At 57.4% G+C, this 21,057-nt stretch carries 18 protein-coding genes (1 of these 18 only partly in view); 10 read left to right on the forward strand and 8 right to left on the reverse strand.

What is annotated here, in order from left to right; all coding sequences use genetic code 11:
- On the forward strand, positions 1-85 hold the end of the coding sequence (locus I6L37_RS01990; protein ID WP_216993149.1) for a hypothetical protein. The gene continues 287 nt to the left of window position 1, outside the view; only the last 85 of its 372 coding nucleotides appear in the window; its start codon lies off the left edge, out of view; its stop codon occupies positions 83-85.
- A 67-nt stretch (positions 86-152) separates the two neighbouring features.
- Positions 153-1,349, forward strand: a complete 1,197-nt coding sequence (locus I6L37_RS01995; RefSeq protein WP_216993150.1) for an NnrS family protein — start codon at positions 153-155, stop codon at positions 1,347-1,349.
- A gap of 16 nt (positions 1,350-1,365) precedes the next feature.
- Here the strand turns inward: I6L37_RS01995 and I6L37_RS02000 are convergent, their stop codons facing one another.
- A complete protein-coding gene (locus tag I6L37_RS02000) occupies positions 1,366-1,935 on the reverse strand; it encodes a helix-turn-helix domain-containing protein (RefSeq protein WP_042029093.1) in 570 nt (189 codons plus the stop codon).
- 108 nt (positions 1,936-2,043) lie between these two features.
- Here I6L37_RS02000 and I6L37_RS02005 point away from each other — a divergent pair, with 108 nt between their 5' ends.
- A complete protein-coding gene (locus I6L37_RS02005; RefSeq protein WP_216993151.1) occupies positions 2,044-3,210 on the forward strand; it encodes a benzoate/H(+) symporter BenE family transporter in 1,167 nt (388 codons plus the stop codon).
- Between the two features lie 162 nt (positions 3,211-3,372).
- Here the strand turns inward: I6L37_RS02005 and metF are convergent, their stop codons facing one another.
- Positions 3,373-4,269, reverse strand: coding sequence for a methylenetetrahydrofolate reductase (metF, locus tag I6L37_RS02010; RefSeq protein WP_026456938.1), 897 nt, complete (start codon positions 4,267-4,269; stop codon positions 3,373-3,375).
- A 324-nt stretch (positions 4,270-4,593) separates the two neighbouring features.
- Here metF and I6L37_RS02015 point away from each other — a divergent pair, with 324 nt between their 5' ends.
- Positions 4,594-5,391, forward strand: a complete 798-nt coding sequence (locus I6L37_RS02015) for a GNAT family N-acetyltransferase (RefSeq protein ID WP_201942519.1) — start codon at positions 4,594-4,596, stop codon at positions 5,389-5,391.
- A 76-nt stretch (positions 5,392-5,467) separates the two neighbouring features.
- On the opposite strand, the gene I6L37_RS02020 is transcribed toward I6L37_RS02015, so the two are convergent.
- The 5 genes from I6L37_RS02020 to uvrA all read right to left on the reverse strand — a co-directional run bounded on the left by I6L37_RS02020 (position 5,468) and on the right by uvrA (position 14,754).
- Positions 5,468-6,847, reverse strand: a complete 1,380-nt coding sequence (locus I6L37_RS02020) for an ABC transporter substrate-binding protein (protein WP_216993152.1) — start codon at positions 6,845-6,847, stop codon at positions 5,468-5,470.
- 8 nt (positions 6,848-6,855) lie between these two features.
- Complete coding sequence (locus tag I6L37_RS02025; protein WP_216993153.1) at positions 6,856-8,835, reverse strand: methyl-accepting chemotaxis protein; 1,980 nt, start codon at positions 8,833-8,835, stop codon at positions 6,856-6,858.
- A 220-nt stretch (positions 8,836-9,055) separates the two neighbouring features.
- Positions 9,056-9,670: an outer membrane protein OmpW gene (gene ompW, locus I6L37_RS02030; protein ID WP_216993154.1), complete on the reverse strand. Its 615-nt coding sequence runs from the start codon at positions 9,668-9,670 to the stop codon at positions 9,056-9,058.
- A gap of 434 nt (positions 9,671-10,104) precedes the next feature.
- On the reverse strand, positions 10,105-11,811 hold the full coding sequence (locus I6L37_RS02035) for a diguanylate cyclase (protein WP_216993155.1): 1,707 nt from the start codon (positions 11,809-11,811) through the stop codon (positions 10,105-10,107).
- A 117-nt stretch (positions 11,812-11,928) separates the two neighbouring features.
- Complete coding sequence (gene uvrA, locus I6L37_RS02040) at positions 11,929-14,754, reverse strand: excinuclease ABC subunit UvrA (RefSeq protein WP_216993156.1); 2,826 nt, start codon at positions 14,752-14,754, stop codon at positions 11,929-11,931.
- A 381-nt stretch (positions 14,755-15,135) separates the two neighbouring features.
- On the opposite strand from uvrA, the gene I6L37_RS02045 reads away from it, so the two are divergent.
- Positions 15,136-15,702, forward strand: coding sequence for a single-stranded DNA-binding protein (locus I6L37_RS02045; RefSeq protein WP_026456622.1), 567 nt, complete (start codon positions 15,136-15,138; stop codon positions 15,700-15,702).
- 125 nt (positions 15,703-15,827) lie between these two features.
- On the forward strand, positions 15,828-16,571 hold the full coding sequence (locus I6L37_RS02050) for an ABC transporter substrate-binding protein (RefSeq protein ID WP_216993157.1): 744 nt from the start codon (positions 15,828-15,830) through the stop codon (positions 16,569-16,571).
- 74 nt (positions 16,572-16,645) lie between these two features.
- Here the strand turns inward: I6L37_RS02050 and I6L37_RS22165 are convergent, their stop codons facing one another.
- Positions 16,646-16,771 carry a hypothetical protein gene (locus tag I6L37_RS22165; RefSeq protein ID WP_019445191.1) on the reverse strand — a complete coding sequence of 42 codons (126 nt, stop codon included), beginning with the start codon at positions 16,769-16,771 and terminating at the stop codon, positions 16,646-16,648.
- A gap of 419 nt (positions 16,772-17,190) precedes the next feature.
- Here I6L37_RS22165 and I6L37_RS02055 point away from each other — a divergent pair, with 419 nt between their 5' ends.
- From I6L37_RS02055 to I6L37_RS02070, 4 genes are all read left to right on the forward strand, one after another.
- Complete coding sequence (locus tag I6L37_RS02055) at positions 17,191-18,093, forward strand: cation diffusion facilitator family transporter (RefSeq protein ID WP_216993158.1); 903 nt, start codon at positions 17,191-17,193, stop codon at positions 18,091-18,093.
- A 143-nt stretch (positions 18,094-18,236) separates the two neighbouring features.
- Positions 18,237-18,521 carry a DUF3811 domain-containing protein gene (gene yjbD, locus I6L37_RS02060; RefSeq protein WP_216993159.1) on the forward strand — a complete coding sequence of 95 codons (285 nt, stop codon included), beginning with the start codon at positions 18,237-18,239 and terminating at the stop codon, positions 18,519-18,521.
- Between the two features lie 471 nt (positions 18,522-18,992).
- Positions 18,993-19,205: an RNA chaperone/antiterminator CspA gene (gene cspA, locus I6L37_RS02065; RefSeq protein WP_005316548.1), complete on the forward strand. Its 213-nt coding sequence runs from the start codon at positions 18,993-18,995 to the stop codon at positions 19,203-19,205.
- Positions 19,206-19,506: 301 nt separating this feature from the next.
- On the forward strand, positions 19,507-20,865 hold the full coding sequence (locus I6L37_RS02070) for an NCS2 family permease (RefSeq protein ID WP_042029078.1): 1,359 nt from the start codon (positions 19,507-19,509) through the stop codon (positions 20,863-20,865).
- Positions 20,866-21,057 lie beyond the last annotated feature (192 nt).

Raw genomic sequence — 21,057 nt, forward strand, 5'->3', positions numbered from 1 at the left:
TTGCCAATATCGACTCAACCGCTCAAATACCCATCAAACCATGCATTTTCCGATGGTTTTTACACCAAGGCATCATCAGCACTGATTTAAATTGAACATTTCAAAAGTCACTTTATAATTAACTTTTGAAATGTTTATTTAAGGTTGTCGTCATGCATCAGATTCTGGATAGCCGCAAGGAAGAGCGGATACTCCCCCTGTTTCGTTTGGGGTTTCGGCCTTTCTTCCTGTTGGGCGCCCTGTTTTCTACGCTGGCTATGCTGGGCTGGATAGGGCAAATCAATGGCTGGCTGTCGATGCCCGGTATCGGCAACCCTGTCTGGTGGCATGCCCATGAGATGCTGTTTGGGTTCGGTGCGGCCATCGTCTCGGGATTTCTGCTGACCGCGGTACAAAACTGGACGGCCCATCCAGGTGTGCGAAGCTGGCCACTGGCTCTGGTTGTGAGTCTTTGGGCGTTGCCTCGGCTACTACTACCCTGGCTTGGAGAAGAAAATACCCTCTTGATGATGGCTGATCTTTCCTGGCTGCCACTTTGCGCTTGGTTCCTCGCCAAGCCCATCATCATCACCCGACAATGGCGCAACCTCTTCTTTGTTCCATTACTGCTGGTATTGACGCTGCTCAACGGAACAAGCTGGATATGGCATGGCGAGTGGGCCACCCTAGAACATTTGTTGATCACCACGGTATTGTTGTTTACCACCCTGATTGCCGTGATGGGAGGACGGGTCATTCCCTTTTTTACCGCCAGAGCCACTGGTTTGGATAAAGCGGTTCCGCTGGTATGGCTGGAACGTGGCGCGCTAGCCTCTTTATGGTTGCTCTTGTCGATCTGGCTACTCTTTCCAAACCAATGGACGACCAGCGTTTATATGACGCCTCTATATATAGTGGCGGCAAGCTTGCACCTGTGGCGCCAGCTGCGCTGGCGGTTGCCTACAACCTTGGGTCATCCCCTGCTATGGTCGTTGCACCTCGCCTATCTGTTCATCCCTTTGGGCTTGCTCGCGCTCGCGGCTCAAGCTGCCGGGATGTCCATTAGCCTTTCCTTGGCCAGCCACCTGCTTAGCGCAGGCTGTCTGGGCACCATGATCCTGGGCATGATCGCACGGGTTTCTCTCGGCCATAGCGGTCGCGCCTTGCAAGTGGGACGCCGTATCCGCAGTGCTTTTGTCCTGATCATTGTGGCAGCGCTGTTGCGGGTGCTCGTTCCGCTGCTTTGGCCTGCTTACACCCTGCATGGCTGGAACTTGAGCGGCCTGGCCTGGAGCCTGGCTTATGGCCTGTTTGTCTGGGTGTATGCCCCCATCCTGACCAGCCCCAGAGCGGATGGCCGCCCGGGGTAATCGCCCGGAAGATTGTTCATGACCGATTAACCGGATAGTGGATCAGGTTATGAAAGATTGCGGGAGCCACACCCAGATTGCGATAACCGTGGGGGGAGTCGGCTGCAAACCGAACCGCCTCCCCCTGGGTCAGCGAGCGCCACTCCCCTTCCACCAGCACCTCCATCACGCCACTGATGACGATGACATGCTCGGTCACCCCTGGCTCATGGGGGTCGGATTCACGCTGATAGCCAGGTAACAGAGTCAATTCAAGCAACTCGAAACCAAACCGGCTCTCATAGGGAAAGAGAGGAGCAACCTGCATTCCCTCCCCCGCCGGCTGCTGACGGATGGCATCGGCAGTACGATAAAGCGCCTCTCCCTGAGTAACCGGAGCGGGTTCGATAAAACTGGAGAAGGAAACCCGAAAACCGGTGGCAATCTTCCACAGGGTCGCCACCGTAGGGCTGGACTCTCCCCGCTCGATCTGCCCCAGCATAGCCTTGCTGACTCCGGTCTCCCGCGCCGCTACATCCAGGCTCCAACCCAGCTCACTGCGCAACCCCCTCAGGCGATGGGCCAGATGCTGATTTATCTCTTGCATGGTTACCCCTCTATAGATCCTGCGTAATTCGATTGTGCGCTATAACGCACAACGATATAGTTGGCGACATATTGTACGCTATAACGCACAAACCGACAGGAGTCACCCATGCCCTTCGCGCTTCCCCATATAGTGGCAGGCTTTATTGCCGTGATGGTCGGCTATACCAGCTCCGTCATCCTGATCATTCAAGCGGCAACGGCAGCCGGGGCGGATGCGGCTCAGGTCTCCTCCTGGCTATGGACGCTCGGTATCGGCATGGGGATTAGCTGTATCGGTCTCTCTCTTTATTACCGCATCCCCGCGCTCACAGCCTGGTCCACCCCGGGGGCAGCCCTGCTGATCACCAGTCTCGGCAACTTTACTCTGGCTGAGGCCATCGGTGCCTTTATCATTTCCTCTCTGTTGATCACCCTGTGCGGCATCAGTGGCTGGTTCGATCGGCTGATGCGCCATATTCCAGCCCCACTGGCCGCCGCCATGCTGGCCGGGGTATTGCTCAGATTCGGCCTGGATCTGTTCAAGGTTGCTCCGCAGGATCCCTTGCTGCTTGGCTCATTGTTGCTGGCCTTTTTGCTGGGCCGCCATCTTTGGCCCCGTTACACCATGGTACTGGTACTGATGAGCGGGATAGCGATCTGTGCTTTGCGAGGAGAGCTGCAACTTGGCGGCGTGCACTGGCAACTGGCCACTCCGGTCTGGATCTCGCCGACTTTCTCCCTCGATGCCCTGCTTGGCATCGCTCTGCCGCTGTTTATCGTCACCATGACCTCCCAGAACATGCCCGGGATAACTATCTTGCGGGCTCATGGCTATCAACCAGCGACCTCTTCTCTTATCAGCTGGACCGGCCTGACCGGCCTGCTGCTCGCCCCCTTTGGGGGTTACGCTTTCAACCTGGCAGCCATCACCGCCGCAATTTGCATGGGAAAAGAGGTGGATCCGGATGCCAACCGCCGCTGGCCGGCTGCCGTCTGGGCGGGCTGCTTCTATCTGCTGACCGGTTGCTTCGGCGCCACGGTCGCGGCTCTGTTTACCGCCTTCCCTGCGACATTCATCACCTGCGTGGCTGGCTTGGCGCTGCTTGGCACTATAGGCAGCAGCCTGCACACGGCGTTGCAACACGATGAGGCGCGAGAAGCGGCCCTGCTCACTTTCATCATCACGGCATCCGGCATCAGCCTGCTCGGTGTCGGCGCCGCCTGTTGGGGACTGCTCATCGGGTTTGGCCTGCACCTGATCCAGTCACGGCCGCGGGGTCGCGCAAAGCAGTAAACCAGGCAAAGAACACGGACACACCTGGTAACACCAACCAGCCGGGTTGATCTCAGGAGTCCAGATCATCTCTTCATAGCCCCTGCCGGATGATGGCCGGCCGCCATAAAAAAAACAGCCAATGAGAGACTCATTGGCTGTTTTGATCTTGCATCTGTTGCATCAGGCTTGTCCTTTCGGCCTGACCCCAAGGGTATGGCAGATGGCGTAGGTCAGCTCGGAGCGGTTCAGGGTATAGAAGTGGAAATCTTTCACTCCTTCCTGACTCAACACCCTGACCTGGTCGATGGCGATACTGGCCCCGACCATGTTACGGGTCATCTGATCATGTTCCAGCCCCTCGAAGCGCTGATGCATCCAGCGCGGGATCTTCACGTTGGTAAACCCGGCAAACTTGGCCAACGTCTGGTAGTTGGAGACCGGCAGGATCCCCGGCACGATTTCGGCGTCGATGCCGATGGCAGCACAGCGATCGCGAAAACGCAGGTAGGTCTCCACATCGAAGAAAAACTGGGTGATGGCACGGTTGGCCCCCGCATCTATCTTGCGCTTGAGGTTGAGCAGATCCGACTGCGCACTTCTCGCTTCCGGGTGCCCTTCCGGATAAGCCGCTACCGAGATATCGAAATCGGCCTCGGATTTGAGCAGGGCAACCAGGTCGGTGGCATACATGTCCGGCTTGTCGACCCCCTGAGGCAGGTCACCACGCAGCGCCACTATGTGGCGGATGCCGCTATTCCAGTAATCACGGGCGATAGAGCGCAACTCATCACGGCTGGCATCGATACAGGTCAGGTGCGGCGCCGCGATGAGACCGGTCCGCTCCTTGATGTCCTTGATCACCTTATGGGTGCGATCCCGAGTGCCGGAGTTGGCGCCATAGGTCACGGAGACGAACTTGGGTTCCAGCACTTTCAGGCGCTCGATGGACTGCCACAAGGTATTTTCCATGCCTTCGCTATTGGGCGGAAAAAACTCGAAGCTGACCGATATATCGCCATTCAAATCCGCCAGACTCTGGTTGAGCGCCTCAACCTGACGTGCACTGTGAAATCCCATCTGCTCTTCTCCCTGTCCTGCAATCCATCTGTGTACGTCAAAACGGATGTTTGGACGTCTAAACGTCTCTATATTTATGAGCAAAGCGTCCCAAAGTCAACTCTGATTTGTCACTCTTCCACTCGGGCCGTCCCATATTTACAAAATTAACGGTAAGTAACCCCCTGACCCCATCCCAAAATCACCAAGGTCGAGTTATGATGAAGCCGGATCGTCCTGGACGTTCTGAATCTGCGTGTGATTGTTTGGCCGGAGGTTTCTCCGGCCCCTTTTCCTCTTCCTGCTCTTGCCGATAACAGATTGAATCTTTGCAGGAGTATCACCATGGACACCCACCCCGGCTTTGCCACGGATCTGCTGTTCGACCGCTATCAGGGCGAAGTCACCCGGCATGACGAGTTCTGGGCCGTGCGAACTCCGGATGCCCCCGACTACTACTTCGGCAACTATCTGCTGCTCTCCACCCCTCCCAGTGACAGGGACAAGGGCTGGCTCGAAGCCACTTTCGATCAACTGATCGGCCAGGATCCCAGGATCCGTCACCGCACTTTCCAATGGCCGCTGGCGGAAGGACAAAACAGCCGAATAGCCGGATTTGTAACAACGGGTTATCAGTATCTGGAGTGTGTGGTGCTGGCACTCGACGAGCAGAGCTGGCAACCAGTGATGCTTTCTCATCCGGGTCAGGAACTTCGTGCATTCCGGGCAAGCGACTGGCAGACGTGGCTCGACTTCGAACTCCATGAGCGAGACATGAGTCATGACGAGGCCAGCTATCTCGCCTATCTGCACTCACGACAACGGCTTTACCAGGCCATGATCGCCGATGGACTCGGCGATTGGTGGGGGATCTGGCAGGAGGGCCAGTTGATCGCCAGTTGTGGCCTCTTCTTTACCGATACCATGGGGCGTTTCCAGCTGGTGCGCACCCACAGGGCGTGGCGCAACAGGGGGCTATGCCGCCGGTTGCTCAGCCATGTGGCACGACAAGGGCTGAAGCGGGTAGAACGGCTGATCATAGTGGCCGATGAGCACTACCACGCCCAGCGGATTTATCGCTCGCTCGGATTCACTCCCGTGGCCCGCATCGGCAGCCTCTGCCGCTGGCCCTCCGATACCTGAACCGTCAGACTCGCCAATAAAAACGGGAGGCTGATGCCTCCCGTTTTCTGCACAATCAGAATCTACTGGTCATGCTCTACTGTTGCGGTGTTTCCAACTCGCTGGAAAGCGCCTGCTCGACGGCATCCTGCGCGGCAGGTTGCGGCGCTGTTTGCGTCGCAGTAACGGCACTTGTCTGAGTCACGCCGGTATCACACTGGCACTCCTGCCCTGTGGCCTTGCTGCCCTGATGGGGGGCATACCAACCTTTGAGCCCTTGTTCCAGTCGTTCGGCCGCCGCTTTGGGCTCCATTTTGCCCAGCAATACCGCCTGACTCACCTCGGCCAGCTCATCCCCCAGCTTGGGTGTGCCGCGAGAGAGGATCTGGGTAGCCACCCGTATGGTGGAATCACACTGATCCCGCCACTCCATCATCTCTCTGGCCGCCGGATTGGTGACGTCGAAGAAGTGGTTGGAGAGGGAGAAAAAGCCCGGCAACGCGTTGGTGTAGAGCTCGGCAAACTGGGGCGTAGTCAGCCACTGCAGGAATGCCATGGCGGCCTCCTTGTTTTTGCTCGCCGGGTTCATCCCCATGCCGATGTCGGTGTGATCGGTGAAGAAACAGCCAGCCCCCTGCTTGGCGACCGGCGGGCGCATGACGCCGAAATCGACCTTGCCGGTGAAAGGTGCTATCTCCCAGGAACCGGCCACATAAAAGGCGGCCTTGCCCGAGGTGAACAGCTCGTTGGTGGCAGCATAATCCCGACTCTCACCCCCTTCACCCAGATAGGGGCGCCAGCGAGCCAGCTCCTCGAACACCTTCACATAATGCGGGTTGTCGAACCGCTCGTTTCCGCCGATCAGCGCCAGGCGCCCGTCTTCCCCTTTCCAGTAGTTGGGACCAATGTTCTGGAAACCCAGTTCAGAGGAGACCCAGCTCTCGCCGCCGCTCATGGCCAGCGGCACATAACGGCCATCGGCCTTCACCTTGTCGAGCGCGGCGAAGAACTCGTCGCGGGTCTGCGGCAGGGTCAGCCCCAATTCACTGAAGATCTTCTTGTTGTAGAAAAAGCCGTGAATAACGGACGCCATGGGTACGCAAAACGTCTGGGCACCGGAGTCGGTCTGCCAGGGCGACTGGGCGAAGCTCGGGAAGTTCTCCATCCCCGCCATCTCGGTCAGCTCGGCCAGATGACCGGCCTTGAACAGAGCGAGGGAGTCATCAAACGGGCGGCAGGTGATGAGATCCCCCGCCTTGCCGGCCTTCAGGTTCTCCAACAAGGTAGGCATATAGTTGACGTTTTGCACCGGATGAAACGTCACCTTGATCCCCGGATGCGTCGCTTCGAACGCCGGGATGATCTTTTGCTCCCACAACGCCTTGTCATCGGCACGCCAGCTCTCGATCACCAGCTCGCTGGCCATCAGCTGGCCACACAACAGGAGACTCAGGGCTCCAATCCACTTGTTAGCCATAAGCCCTCCTAGACCTTGAAATGTGCGATAAGTTGTTGCTGCTTGGCGACCAGATCCGCCAGCACTTCACTGCTGCTGGCCGACTCTCGTGCCTCCCGTTCCGTCTCGTAGGCCACATCGGCAATGCCGGCGATATGGCGAGCCACCCCCTGGCTGACGGAGATCTGCTCCTGGGCGGCATTGGCTACCTGATCCGCCATCGATTTGATGGCGCTCATCCTATCGGCGATGGATTGCAGTGCCGCATCCATCTCGCGGGTCTGCTCAACGCAGCTATGGGTCTGCTCCTGGCTGCGCCCCATCACTTCCACCACATGCTTGCTGGAGCTCTGCAAGTTTTCGATCATGCTCTGGATCTCCTCGGTCGAGGTCTGGGTCCGGTTAGCCAGTGCCCGTACCTCGTCGGCCACCACGGCAAAACCGCGACCGGCATCGCCAGCCCGGGCCGCCTCAATGGCCGCGTTCAACGCCAGCAGGTTGGTCTGCTCGGCGATGCTGCGGATCACGTCGAGAATGCTGCCGATGTTGTTGCTGAATTCCCCCAGCTTGTAGGTGATACCGACCGCCTCTTCCATGGCGCTGGCCAGCTGTTCTGTGATGCGACGGGTGGTCGCTACTTTCTGGCGGCCGCTTCTGGCCTCCTCATCGGCCAGATCCACCTCATGTTTGGTACCATCGGTGGAACGGGCCACCTCAGTGGCACTCACCTCCAGCTCGGTGATGGCAGCCGCCACCTGATCGGTCTGGCTCTTCTGATCCTGTACCCGGGACATGGCCCGTTCGCTGATTTCGGCGGCGCGGCTCGCCTCCTCCACCAGATGACGGGAACCCGCATTGATCTGGGAAAGCAACTCTCCGGTCTTGCCCGCCAGCGTGTCGATGGAGCGGGAAAGGCTGCCAAACTCGCAACTGCTGCGGTAATTGATGCGGCGGGTCATGTCCCCGGCCGCCATGTACTCCAGCTCCCGGTTGATCATCTGCAACGGACGCTGAATACTGCGTGCCGTGGTGTAACCGATGAGCAGCGCCGCAGCCGCCGAGACGGTGGCCACGATCAGGATCCAGAAACTGGCGCTGCTGACGGCGGCATCGGCATTGACGCGACTCTCGCTGGCAATGGAACCGGCCGACTGACCCATTTCGTCAAGCAGGCTCAGGCTGCTGGCCAGGCTGGCATCCAGCTGCTGGTTCAGGCTGACCAGCGCCAGCTCCAGTTGTTGTGCCTGACGCATGGTGGCCAGCAAGCCTTGCGGGCCCAGTGCCAGCTCCTGCATCCGATCCAGATTGGTCACGAAACGCTGCTTCACATCATCCGGCACCAGCACGCGTTCCAGGCGCTTGCGGGCCATCTCAATGTCCTTGCTGAGCACCTTTTCCAGCTCATTGAGATCCGTCTTGGCATCGGCCCGGCGAATATTCTTCAGATCCCGTGCGATCCCCGAGGTGATGAGCTCGGCCTTGTTGCGCATGGAGCGCTTGCTGGCACTCTGCTGCAACAGCAGATCGGCGGCCCACTGATAGGTGTCCTCGAGCCGGATAAACTCCAGCTGCAATTTGTGCCGCTGCGCCAGGGCATCGACCCACTTGCCATGCTGGGCCAGCACTTGTTCCGCCAGGCTATAGAACTGGCCGGTCGCACTCTCTACCTGCCGGAAGCGGGCACGCGCCTCCGCCACTTCGGTAAACTTGCCCATCTCCTGGCTCAGCTGGGTGAAGCGGGCTTGCTGCTCCTTGAACTGGTTGGCGAACTGCGGCAGTTGAGCAGCATCTTCACTGGTGCGGTAAACCAGCACCCAGCGATTGCTCTCTTGCAATGCCCCCTTGAGATTGGCCACCGCCACCACCAGGGGGGTCGCCCGATCGGAGACGGCGGAGAGACCGTCATTGATACCCTTGATTTTAAAGGTGCTGATCACACCAAGCAGGATCAGCAACAGCAGCATCAACACAAATCCGGCGATGATCCGCTGCACAATAGATAAACCCATGGAGACATCCTCGCTCGTGGGGAAAGGTAAAGTGAACATAGTCACTATCGGCAGAAACGGCGCATTATAGAGGGAGGAGAGGAGCTATTTTATTGATCTGCCGAGGCTAATTAATCACTTTGTAATTAATGGCAGACATAAAAAAGCCCGGACCGAGCCGGGCTGAAAGGAGACGTGCTTAGCTATATATCTGCGGCATTACGCCATCAGAATCCGGTTATTAGAAGCGGTAGCCGACGCCGACCATAAAGACCATGGGATCGATATTGGTCTTGAAGGTGCCGACACCTTCAACATTGACATCAGTATCAATATCCATGATCCAAGCCGAACCGTTTACAAACCAGCGGTCGGTTATCGCCATATCAATGCCGACTTGACCAGCCAGGCCCCAGGAATCGTCAAGGTTGATATTGGCGCCATCGAGAGCCCCTACTCCTTTCTCATCAAAGAAGGTGGTGTAGTTCACACCAACCCCGATGTATGGACGAACTTTGCTCTGGGCATCGCCAAAGTAGTATTGGCCCATCAGTGTCGGAGGGAGATGTTTAACCTTGGCTATCTCACCCAGGCCAGGAGTGCTGACCTTGTGGGAGAAAGGAGTAGCAGCCAGCAACTCGACGCCCCAGTTGTCAGTGATCATGTAGCTCAGAGTCAGTCCCAGCTGCGTGTCATTCTTGATGTCGAATTCACCTTTGCCCAATACGTCATCGCTACTCTCTTGAGGAGAAACTACCGCGACACCACCACGCACCAGAATATCGCCAGCCTGGTGTGCCATGGCGAAGGGAGAGGTCAGGGCTGCTGCAATCATCAGAGGAAGAATCTTTTTCATCACTAAGTCCTTTTTTTGTTGTCATTCGATGCTGTAAGCGTGCTGACTATAAAAGCTTGTAAGTGCATGGTTATTGATTTGGGACAAATGTTAAGCAGAAATAGATTGATTGGCATGGCATCTTTATTGGCAAATTTTCGTTGCCGTCACACTATTTGCGACACACCAGCCATCACTCACACGACTTTATTTCGCCCGTCTGATTGCGACTAAATATGCCGAATTAAGGCATCTTATCCATTTTGCGGAATAAACAATTAACAGTTGTGTGCAAGGCCTGACGAGCGTATTTTTGTGGCACGCAAGTTACTGGAAAGTAATTATTTATTTATGAAGAATGAGTCGAGATGGCAAAAGGTGGGGGCATTTCTCGCCGCCGTGTGGGGGATAGGATCCTTTCTCTTTATCCTGATCGGTTTTATCGTCGCCATGGCTTATCTGGTACTGGTTCGGCAGGGCTGATCCCGGAACTCCAGCCTGTTCAGCTGCAGATGATCGCCATCGACAATCTGCTCGGGAGTCAGCGCGATCGCATCTGGTGGCAAGGTTCCCGTGTAACCCTGCCACTGGTTGCGCCCTTCCTGCTTGGCACGATAGAGAGCCATATCCGCCAACTTGAAGCTATGGCTCCAGAAGCTGTCGACCATCGAAGGGTGTAACGGATAACGGCAATATCCCAAGGAAACCGTCAGCCAGAGCGGTGTCTCTTCCCTGCCGAAACGATGACTGGCGACGCGCAGCCTGAGCCGTTCCACCCACAGCGCAATCTCGCATTCGTCTTCGACTTGCAACAACAGCAGAAACTCTTCTCCCCCCAGCCGGACGATCGGCCCGACATCGGTTGTCACCAGCTTTCTGAGCAGCTCAGCCAACTGTTGCAGCACCAGATCCCCGACGTCGTGACCAAATTTGTCGTTGATCCGCTTGAAGTGATCGAGATCCAGCAGCAACAGCGTACAGGGTTCAGCCCTGTGATCCTGTAACCACCCCTCCAGGTAACGGCGGTTGAAACAACGGGTCAGAGGATCCGTAAAGGCCGCCATCTCCATAAGGTTGGATCTGGCCAACAACTCATCGTGTTGCTGACTCACCTTGCCGGCCATTTCACGCATCTTGCTGCTGAGAGTCGCCAACTCGGTACTGCTGTCGATATGGGGGATCTGCGCCACATCCGGCTTGTCGCCAAAACGCTGCAACGCCGTCATCAGCTGATGCAGAGGGGTCAGCACTATGCTCTTCAACCTGTGCATGGCGAGCAGCATGCACAGCGCACTCACGACCAGCATGCCGGCAAACGTCAGCAAGGCCCCCTCCAGGGTAGCTTGCAGCACCTTCCGCTCCTCTTCCAGCACCAGGGTCACCACCGGCTGGCCAGCATTGTTGAGCAGACGCCCCTCACCACGAACCCGTTGCAGGCCAAGATCGATGAGGCGATAGGTCATCTGCGCCTGCAGTGGCTGAAAACCCGTCTCCCCCTCACCCTGGCGAGCGGGGACAATCATGATCGGCAGTGCGGTACGTTCGGAAATCTGCTCGATGTAGGGACGATCCAGCCAGCGCAATGCCAGCAGAAAACCGTTGGGCGTACCGCTGCCATCGCTGAGGTGGATAGGCTGCCAGGAGAAGATGAGGGGCCCCCACAGGGAATTCCGGATCCCGTGCAGATTGACCGTGCCTTGCGCCAGGGAGTCCTGACGCAGCTGACGTTTCAGATCATCGAGGAAATTGGGCAACTCGGTCGCCGTGGTACCGGAGTCGTTATTTTCCGGCAACTGGGTGTGGGTCCAGATCTCGTTCCCCTGAAGGTCCATGTAGCTGATCAGGTTGAGACCGAAATCCCGCATCGGCATGTCGCTGAGCAGATTGGCCTCGATATAGTCACGGTTGTGATGGGTGATGAAGTAGTAACTGTCATCCCAGATCCCCCAATCCCGGGTAAAGGCATCCACCGCTCTGATATCGAGTTGAATCGCCTTGAGCACTCGCACCAGATGCTCTTTCACCCGCTGCTCTTCGATACGGGTGGCGGCCGGTACTTGCGTCAGCGCGATCAACACCAGCAACATCAAGATGGCCCCAACCCAGATGGGGATCATGGAATATGCCAGCAGATGATCGAGGGAGCGGGGAGATCTGGTCATACGTCACCATGTAGTTGCCAATGGCAGTTCAGTAGCCTGTCGGCATTGAAATGCCTCTTTCAATCTAGTGGATTTGATAGCAGAGAGGAGCCGATGGCCCCTCTCTCATTACGCAGTTTATTTCGCCAGCATCGGCCCTAAAAAACGCGCCGTGTGGGATTCCTTGTTGGCGCAGATCGCCTCCGGCGTGCCGGTAACCAGGATGCGGCCACCCCCCGAGCCCCCTTCGGGCCCCAGATCGACGATCCAGTCGGCAGTTTTGATGACGTCCAGGTTGTGCTCGATGATGACGATGGTGTTGCCGCGATCCCGCAGCTGGTGCAGCACCTTGAGCAACTGCTGGATGTCATGGAAGTGCAGCCCAGTGGTCGGCTCGTCCAGGATGTAGAGGGTCTGGCCGGTGTCGCGCTTGGAGAGCTCGCGCGCCAGCTTGACCCGCTGCGCCTCGCCCCCCGACAGCGTGGTCGCCGACTGGCCTAGGCGGATGTAGGAGAGGCCTACGTCCATCAGGGTTTGCAGCTTGCGCGCCACCGCCGGCACCGGATCGAAGAAGGCGCGGGCATCTTCCACCGTCATCTCGAGGATCTCGTGGATGTTCTTGCCCTTGTACTTCACCTCCAGGGTCTCGCGGTTGTAGCGCTTGCCCTTGCAGACGTCGCACGGCACGTAGACGTCCGGCAGGAAGTGCATCTCCACCTTGATGACCCCATCCCCCTGGCACGCCTCGCAACGGCCCCCTTTCACGTTGAAGGAGAAGCGGCCCGGCTGATAGCCGCGCGAGCGCGCCTCCTGGGTGCCGGAGAGCAGCTCGCGGATCGGGGTGAACAGGCCGGTGTAGGTAGCTGGGTTGGAGCGCGGGGTGCGGCCGATGGGGCTCTGGTCGATGTCCACCACCTTGTCCAGGTGCTCCAGCCCCTCGATGCTGCGATAGGGAGCCGGGGTCGACTCGGTCGCCTTGTTCAGCTCGCGGTGGGCGATACGGAACAGGGTGTCATTGATCAGGGTCGACTTGCCGGAGCCGGAGACCCCGGTAACGCAGGTCATCACCCCGATTGGCAGATCCAGGTTGACGTTACGCAGGTTGTTGCCGCTCGCCCCTTTCAATTTCAACCACTTGCCGGTGAGCGGCGTGCGCTCGGCTGGGATGGCGATCTGCTTGCGACCGGAGAGGTAGTCACCGGTGAGGGACTCGGGGTTCGCAATGATCTCCGCCGGTGTGCCCTGGGCGACGATGGCGCCGCCGTGCACCCCGGCCCCCGGGCCGATGTCGAGCACGTGGTCGGCGAGGCGAATGGCGTCCTCGTCGTGCTCCACCACGATCACCGTGTTGCCGAGATCGCGCAGGTGAGTGAGCGTCTTGAGCAGCCGCTCGTTGTCGCGCTGGTGCAGGCCGATGGAAGGCTCATCCAGCACATACATGACCCCCACCAGACCGGCGCCGATCTGGCTGGCCAGCCGGATCCGCTGGGCCTCGCCGCCGGAAAGAGTCTCGGCGCTGCGCGACAGGCTCAAATAGTTGAGGCCGACGTTCACCAGGAAGCCGAGCCGCTCGACGATCTCTTTCAAGATCTTCTCGGCGATCTGGGCGCGCTGGCCGGTCAGGGTCAGGCCGGCGAAGAAGGTGAGAGCGTCACCGATGGAGTCGTCGGCAATGGCCGGCAGGTTGCGGTTTTCGATGAAGACGTGGCGCGCCTCTTCCCGCAGCCGACTACCGCCGCAACTGGCGCAGGGCTTGTTGGCGATGTATTTGGAGAGCTCTTCACGCACCGCGTTGGACTCGGTCTCCCGGTAGCGCCGCTCCATGTTGTGCAGGATCCCCTCGAACGGGTGCTTGCGCACCACCACGTCGCCGCGGTCGTTCATGTAGCGGAACTCCACGTCGCCGCGTCCGGAGCCACGCAGGATCACCTCCTGCACCTTGGGTGGCAGATCCTCCCAAGGCGCCTCCAGATCGAAGTCGTAATGCTCGGCCAGGGATTTGAGCATCTGGAAGTAGTAGAAGCTGCGCTTGTCCCAACCGCGGATGGCGCCACCGGCCAGGCTCTGGCCCGGATCGTGGATCACCTTGTCCGGATCGAAGTACTGCTGCACCCCGAGACCGTCGCAGGTGGGGCAGGCGCCGGCCGGGTTATTGAAGGAGAAGATGCGCGGCTCCAGCTCCGAGACCGAGTGGCCACACTCGGGGCAGGCGAAGTTGGCCGAGAAAGTCAGGGTCTCCCCCTCATCTCCGTCCATGGGCGCCACCAGGACGATGCCGCCGGAGAGAGTCAGCGCCGTCTCGAACGACTCGGCGAGGCGTTGCTGCAGATCGTCACGCACCTTGAAGCGGTCCACCACAACCTCGATGGTGTGCTTCTTTTGCAGCTCCAGGGTCGGGGGATCCGAGAGATCACACACCTCCCCGTCGATGCGGGCACGGATATAACCCTGGGCCGCCAGGTTCTCCAGCAGCTTGACGTGCTCCCCTTTGCGGTTGCGCACCACGGGGGCAAGCAGCATCAGCTTGGCGCCTTCCGGCTGGGCCAGCACCTGGTCCACCATCTGGCTGATGGTCTGGGCGGTGAGCGGGATGCCGTGGGTCGGGCAGCGCGGCTCGCCGACCCGGGCAAACAGCAGACGCAAGTAGTCGTAAATTTCGGTGATGGTGCCGACCGTGGAGCGCGGGTTGTGGGAGGTGGACTTCTGTTCGATGGAGATGGCCGGGGAGAGCCCCTCGATGTGGTCCACGTCCGGCTTCTCCATCAGGGAGAGGAACTGGCGGGCATAAGCGGAGAGCGACTCCACATAACGGCGCTGCCCCTCGGCATAGAGGGTATCGAACGCCAGGGAGGATTTGCCCGAGCCGGAGAGGCCGGTGACCACGATCAGCTTGTCGCGGGGCAGGGTCAGGTTGATGTTCTTGAGGTTGTGGGTGCGAGCACCCCGGACCACGATCTTTTCCATCTTGTTGCACGCTCGATACACAGACCAGAGCGAGCCAGTATGGCACAGAGACTACTGGATGAATAGACAGGCATTATCTATCGCGGTTATCCTTTTTGACGATAAGCGGCCACGCCGGAGCGGGTTGTCAACAGAGACCCTTCACCCGCCGCCTGACCTGCGAGTACGCTCGCTGGATGATGCGCAGGGGCGCATCAGCTGTTACTATTGTGCGCTAAACCTGTGCCAGGTAATCAGCGATCATCAGCCTGACTGCTACAAGGGTTATAGAAAACCATGTTGTTCAATGCGATAACAGCATGGCACAGATAAAAATCGCGGAACTCATTTGGTTGGCCCAGGCTTGCTGCCTGGCCGGAATATAAAGGTGGAAGAGAGATTATGGCCAGTCGAGGCATCAATAAAGTCATTCTGATCGGTAACCTCGGGCAAGACCCGGAAGTACGCTACATGCCGAGTGGCGGTGCTGTGACCAACATTACCCTGGCCACCTCTGAAACCTGGCGCGACAAGCAAACCGGCGAGCAGAAAGAGCGCACCGAATGGCACCGCGTCGTCTTCATGGGCAAGCTGGCCGAAGTCGCCGGTGAATACCTGAAAAAGGGTTCCCAGGTCTATGTGGAAGGCAAGCTGCAAACCCGCAAATGGCAGGATCAGAGCGGCCAGGAACGCTACACCACCGAAGTGCTGGTCGACAGCTTCAGCGGCGTGATGCAGATGCTGGGTGGCCGTCCGCAAGGCGCTGGTCAGGGTATGGGTGGCCAGAACCAGGGTGGCTGGGGCCAGCCGCAGCAGGCCATGCAGCAGCCGATGAACCAGCAGCGTCCCGCTCCGCAGCAGAACATGCAGCAGCAGGGTGGTTACGGCCGTCCGGCTCAGCAGCCCCAGTCAGCTCCGCCGGTCTATAACGAGCCGCCGATGGATTTCGACGACGATATTCCGTTCTAAAATGAAGCAATGCAAAAGCCCTGCCTAGCCAGGGCTTTTTTTGAGCTGCCAGTAAGCAGAATTTTGCCAGTTTAAGGCACTCCAACCAGATTGATGTATCGACAGGATCGTTCGTACGAGGTGCGATGAAGCTGATTGTCCATGTCCTGCTGTTGCTGATCGCCCTTGCCCCCGGATGCCTGCTGGCAAAACCTCTCAGGGTCGGAGTCAGTTTTGCCATTCCTCCCTATGTCATCGAAGGGGAAAAGCGTGGCATAGAACTGGATCTGCTGACGCAAGCCTTTACCGGCACCCAATACCAGCTTCAGTTCGAATTTCTGCCGCTGGAGCGCACCTTTCGCATGTTCAAGTCCGGCAAACTGGATGCCATCATCAACGTCAGACCCGGCATGATAGATAGCCGCTTCCTGACCCAACCTGTCATCACCTTTCATAACCGGGTTTTTACCCTGTACGACCACCCCGTCACCACACTGGATGAGCTGCGACACCTGAGAGTCACCTCTTTTCAGCGCGCGAAAGTTATCCTGGGAGAACACTTTGCCACCATGGTCAGCCAGAATCCCCGCTATGAAGAGGTTGCCAAGCAGCAAGGCCAGGTACACCAGCTGCTGCGTGGCAGAGTCGATGCCATCGTGCTGGAAGAGCGGGTGTTCTACTACTATCTGGACCAGCTGATCACCCATCCTCATTCCGGCGAACGCTATCAACGGGCCCAGATCAACCAGGCGGATCTGTTCCCTCCCACCATCTATCACTTTGCGTTTCGCTCACCCGACACACGGGAATTGTTTGACCGCCAGCTCACCGCCATGAAGCAGGATGGTCGCTATCTGAAGGTTTTCGAGACATACGGCGCCACGCCCTGACGCACAAACATAAAAGCCAGCCCATCACAGGCTGGCTTTGTACTGGCCCCGGAGGAACAACAGCAAGAGGAGCGTTACTTCATTGCGCTGCCATTTTTCAGCTCGGCTTTTTGCCGCTTGGCTTCGCGTTTTTCCTTCAGTGACATCTGCGGTTTTTTCTTGGCATCTTTGCCGTTGTGATGTTCTTTGTTACTCATCATCAAACTCCAAAAATGTTACCCAGACAGTTGGTCCCGTGAGGGCGCCAGCATGTCATCCGAATCATCAACTTCAGTACGCTTGGTGCGATGGCGCAAGGCCATCACCAGAGCCAGCATACCCCCGCCATGCCCCGGGATCCAGCCCGGTTTCCGCGCAAACATGCCGCTGCGACAATTTTCCGATAGATCTGTTATGGCCATAAAAAACGCGATTAACGATCGTCATTTTGATATGACACCGCCAAAAATTTATATGCATTTGCCAGATTAAATATATGTGACTGCAAAGAACAATATTTTAATAAGCATTCTCACTATCACCGGAAACATTATATTACAAAGTGGCACGGGTTATTTGGTGGCTGAAATATATAATGCACCACTTTGCAAATGCCGTTATTGAGTCAGGAACCCGAATCATGTCCCGAAAATCTCGCGCAGCCCTGGTCTCCGTCTGTTCCAATATCAGCCTGATCATCATGAAGCTGGTGGCCGGTCTCATCAGCGGGTCGGTCAGCATCATCTCGGAAGCCATTCACTCGGCCATGGATCTGGTCGCCGCCCTGATCGCCCTGTTTGCGGTGAAGAAATCGGATCTGCCCCCCGACGAGCACCACCCCTATGGTCATGACAAGATTGAAAATGTCTCCGGCGTCATTGAAGCGCTGCTGATCCTGCTGGCCGCAGGCTGGATCATGGTTGAAGCCATCGGCAAGCTGCTCAACCCCTCCCCCATAGAGAGCATCGGCTGGGGTGTGCTGGTGATGGTGATCTCGGCTCTGGTCAACACTGTCGTCTCGGCGTACCTCTACAAGGTGGCCAGAGAAGAGGAGTCCGTCGCCCTGGCTGCCGATGCCCTTCATCTCAAGGCCGACGTGCTCACCTCGGCCGGTGTGGCTGCCGGGCTTGGCGGTATCTGGCTGGCCAGCCTGTTTGGCTACTCTCTTGCCATCCTGGATCCCCTGGTGGCCATCGGTGTCGCGCTGTTTATCGTCAAGGAAGCCATCGCCATGCTGATGGAAGCCTTTCACCCCCTGATCGATCGCAGCATGAGTCCCGAGGAACTGGCGATGACCAGCCGCATCATCACCGACTGCTGCCCACCGGGTGCCGATTTTCACGATCTGCGCAGCCGCCAAGCGGGTCGTCGTCGCCATATCGATTTTCACCTCACCCTGCCGCCCGCCATGAGCATCGGCGAAGCCCACACCATCTGTGACCGGATAGAGGAGGCCATCATGCAGCAGTTGCCGCACGCCATCGTGTTGATCCACGTCGAACCTGATGAACAGACTGGAATGCTTGCGGCCCCCCTCTGCTGAAGGATCCAATCTGGCGGAGAACGCTCGAATAAATGCCATAAAAGAGCATAAAAAGGCTCATTTTCACCAAAAGCGTGATTGTTCCGGTCGTGATGGAGACAACTGTGTTAGGGTGTCTTATTACCCTGAAGCAGGAAAGCACCGTGAAAAAACTAGAAATGAAAGACCTGACACAGGATGAAAAAGCCGAAATCAAACTGTTATTGCAGAAAGCACAGGCCAATGCAGACCATCCACTGACCAATGGTGAGCGCAACAAAATCCGCGAAGAAGGCAGGCTCATGATAGTGGCTAACCGTGCCGAAGCAGCTCAGATTGCATCAAAGCTGGCACGGGAGAAGGCGAAAGAGCGCGCCAAAAATCAGGTATTGCCGGAGACCTTCAGTTGGATTGATTCTGTCAGCAGCAAGTTTCGTAACAATCGCTGATCTCGTTTCAAGCAACCCGCTACGCCCAGAGCAGGCGGGTTTTCCACTTTTTTTAACCCAGACACTCATTTGCCCCCCTATCTCATCTTTCACCACAGCGCTTTTTATGATGAAAATGAGCAGACATAGCGCTTCTCAAGAATGCAATCATTATTATTTTAAATTTCTATGTGATTGAAAAATATCATTTTTATGATGATTTTAAGGCTTTTTTTGTGTTTGAGAAATTTAATTTACAGATAAAGTTTGCTTAAAAAAAGACAGCGTGTTTAAATCCTTCTCGATGGTTCGGCAGTTCAGACCTGATTATGTTAGGCAGACATTTTAGTAAAGCAGTGATTAACATAGGAATTACTTTTCATAATTCCTGTAAAATAATTCTCCTTCTTTAGTGCTCCCCATACGTATTGCTGACGAAAAATCAAAAATTGCCACAATGGCATTTCAAACACTATTTAAAGAGAAATTATTATGTCTAACAAAATGACTGGTACTGTTAAATTCTTCAACGCCGAGAAAGGTTTTGGTTTCATCTCCCCGGCTGACGGCAGCAAAGACGTGTTCGTGCACTTCTCTGCCATCCAGTCCACCAGCTTCAAAACCCTGGACGAAGGTCAGCGCGTTGAGTTCACCATCGAGCAAGGCCAGAAAGGCCCGGCAGCTGCCAACGTCGTTGGTCTGTAATTCAGGCCAAACCGTCTGGCAATGACTCATGCCATTGGCTGAGTACACTGCAAGCATTGAAAAAACCCGCCTCGGCGGGTTTTTTGTTATTCATATGTCACACCTTTAACCTCTCACCAGACAACCGGCATCACACATGCCTCTCCTGCTCGAGTCGCTTTGGCTCGAAAAAAATCCCGAATGGCTCCTTATGTGGAGATCTTGACGAAAATTTCGGGTTATCCGCTGCTTTTGTCGCGATTTCTTGCTATTTTGCGCGCCACCAACGCAAACGATTTCCTTCACACTTTCAGGATTAGTTATGGCAAAGCAAGATATGGCCGCCCAAGCAGGGAACGGCGGCTTTCTGGACTCTTATTTTTCCATTTCTGCGCGCGGCAGTAGCGTGCGTCAGGAGCTGGTTGCGGGGCTGACCACCTTCCTGGCCATGGTCTACAGCATCATAGTGGTGCCGAACATGCTGGGTGCCGCCGGCTTCGAGCAGGGACCCGTCTTCGTGGCCACCTGCTTGATCGCCGCCTTCGGCTCCCTGCTGATGGGTCTGTGGGCCAAGCTGCCCATGGCCATCGGTTGCGCCATCTCCCTCACCGCCTTTACTGCCTTCAGCCTGGTACTGGGGCAAGGGCTGAGCATCCCGGTCGCCCTCGGCGCCATCTTCCTGATGGGGGTGCTGTTCACTCTGATCAGCGTCACTGGCGTACGCCAATGGATCCTGGACAACCTCCCCTCCGGCATCGCCCATGGCACCGGTATCGGTATCGGCCTGTTCCTGCTGCTGATCGCCACCAACGGCGTCGGCATGGTGATCAAGAACGAAGGGGCCGGCCTGCCGGTCCAGCTCGGTGAAGTGACCGCCTTCCCCGTCATCATGACGGTGCTGGGTCTGGCCGCCATCTTCGGCCTGGAGCGCCGCAAGGTGCCGGGCGGCATCCTGATGGTGATCATCGCCATCTCCATCCTCGGCCTCATCTTCGACCCGAAAGTGACCTGGCAGGGCTTCTTCGCCATGCCGAGCCTGACCGGCGAGAAAGGCTCTCTGGTAGGCAGCATGGATCTGCTGGGCGCCCTCAACCCGGTGGTCATCCCCACCGTGCTGGCGCTGGTGATGACAGCCGTATTTGACGCCACCGGCACCATCCGTGCCGTAGCTGGCCAGGCCGGCCTTATCAACGAGCGCGGCCACATCATCAGTGGCGGCAAAGCCCTGACCGCCGACTCCGTCAGCAGCATGGTGGCGGGCGCCGTCGGTGGTGCTCCGGCCGCCGTCTACATCGAATCGGCCGCAGGCACCGCCGCAGGTGGCAAGACCGGCCTGACCGCCACCCTGGTTGGCGTGCTGTTCCTGCTGATGATCTTCCTCTCTCCGCTGAGCTATCTGGTGCCGGCTTACGCCACCGCACCGGCCCTGATGTACGTGGGTCTGCTGATGCTGGGCAACGTCACCAAGCTGGACTTCAGCGATTCGGTCGATGCTCTCTCCGGCATGCTGTGCGCCGTCTTTATCGTGCTGACCTGCAACATAGTCACCGGCATCATGCTGGGCTTCGTGGCGCTGGTGATCGGCCGCCTGTTTGCCGCCGAGTGGAAAAAACTCAACATCGGCACCGTCATCATCGCCGTGGCGCTGGTGATCTTCTACGCCGGTGGCTGGGCCATCTAATACCTTCGGTTATCGGAAAGGGCTCCTGCTGGGGCCCTTTTTCGTGGTTGTGACCCGGCTAACATTTCCCCTCCATTCCCCCCGTCTGCGTTTCAGTTTGAAACGACAAGTGCCCTCAGGCTGTTTCAGATCCGAACCGGAACGGCCGTCATTTTTCTCCCGCTTTCTCTCGCTAGACTGGCTCTACCAACC

The organism is Aeromonas sp. FDAARGOS 1407, assembly GCF_019048725.1.
GTDB classification, from domain to species: domain Bacteria; phylum Pseudomonadota; class Gammaproteobacteria; order Enterobacterales; family Aeromonadaceae; genus Aeromonas; species Aeromonas enteropelogenes.

Excerpts from the sequence above, each read along its gene's own strand:
- I6L37_RS01995 (WP_216993150.1), top strand. The coding sequence starts at position 153 with ATGCATCAGATTCTGGATAGCCGCAAGGAAGAGCGGATACTCCCCCTG.
- I6L37_RS02000 (WP_042029093.1), bottom strand. The coding sequence starts at position 1,935 with ATGCAAGAGATAAATCAGCATCTGGCCCATCGCCTGAGGGGGTTGCGC.
- I6L37_RS02005 (WP_216993151.1), top strand. The coding sequence starts at position 2,044 with ATGCCCTTCGCGCTTCCCCATATAGTGGCAGGCTTTATTGCCGTGATG.
- metF (WP_026456938.1), bottom strand. The coding sequence starts at position 4,269 with ATGGGATTTCACAGTGCACGTCAGGTTGAGGCGCTCAACCAGAGTCTG.
- I6L37_RS02015 (WP_201942519.1), top strand. The coding sequence starts at position 4,594 with ATGGACACCCACCCCGGCTTTGCCACGGATCTGCTGTTCGACCGCTAT.
- I6L37_RS02020 (WP_216993152.1), bottom strand. The coding sequence starts at position 6,847 with ATGGCTAACAAGTGGATTGGAGCCCTGAGTCTCCTGTTGTGTGGCCAG.
- I6L37_RS02025 (WP_216993153.1), bottom strand. The coding sequence starts at position 8,835 with ATGGGTTTATCTATTGTGCAGCGGATCATCGCCGGATTTGTGTTGATG.
- ompW (WP_216993154.1), bottom strand. The coding sequence starts at position 9,670 with ATGAAAAAGATTCTTCCTCTGATGATTGCAGCAGCCCTGACCTCTCCC.
- I6L37_RS02035 (WP_216993155.1), bottom strand. The coding sequence starts at position 11,811 with ATGACCAGATCTCCCCGCTCCCTCGATCATCTGCTGGCATATTCCATG.
- uvrA (WP_216993156.1), bottom strand. The coding sequence starts at position 14,754 with ATGGAAAAGATCGTGGTCCGGGGTGCTCGCACCCACAACCTCAAGAAC.
- I6L37_RS02045 (WP_026456622.1), top strand. The coding sequence starts at position 15,136 with ATGGCCAGTCGAGGCATCAATAAAGTCATTCTGATCGGTAACCTCGGG.
- I6L37_RS02050 (WP_216993157.1), top strand. The coding sequence starts at position 15,828 with ATGAAGCTGATTGTCCATGTCCTGCTGTTGCTGATCGCCCTTGCCCCC.
- I6L37_RS22165 (WP_019445191.1), bottom strand. The coding sequence starts at position 16,771 with ATGATGAGTAACAAAGAACATCACAACGGCAAAGATGCCAAGAAAAAA.
- I6L37_RS02055 (WP_216993158.1), top strand. The coding sequence starts at position 17,191 with ATGTCCCGAAAATCTCGCGCAGCCCTGGTCTCCGTCTGTTCCAATATC.
- cspA (WP_005316548.1), top strand. The coding sequence starts at position 18,993 with ATGTCTAACAAAATGACTGGTACTGTTAAATTCTTCAACGCCGAGAAA.
- I6L37_RS02070 (WP_042029078.1), top strand. The coding sequence starts at position 19,507 with ATGGCAAAGCAAGATATGGCCGCCCAAGCAGGGAACGGCGGCTTTCTG.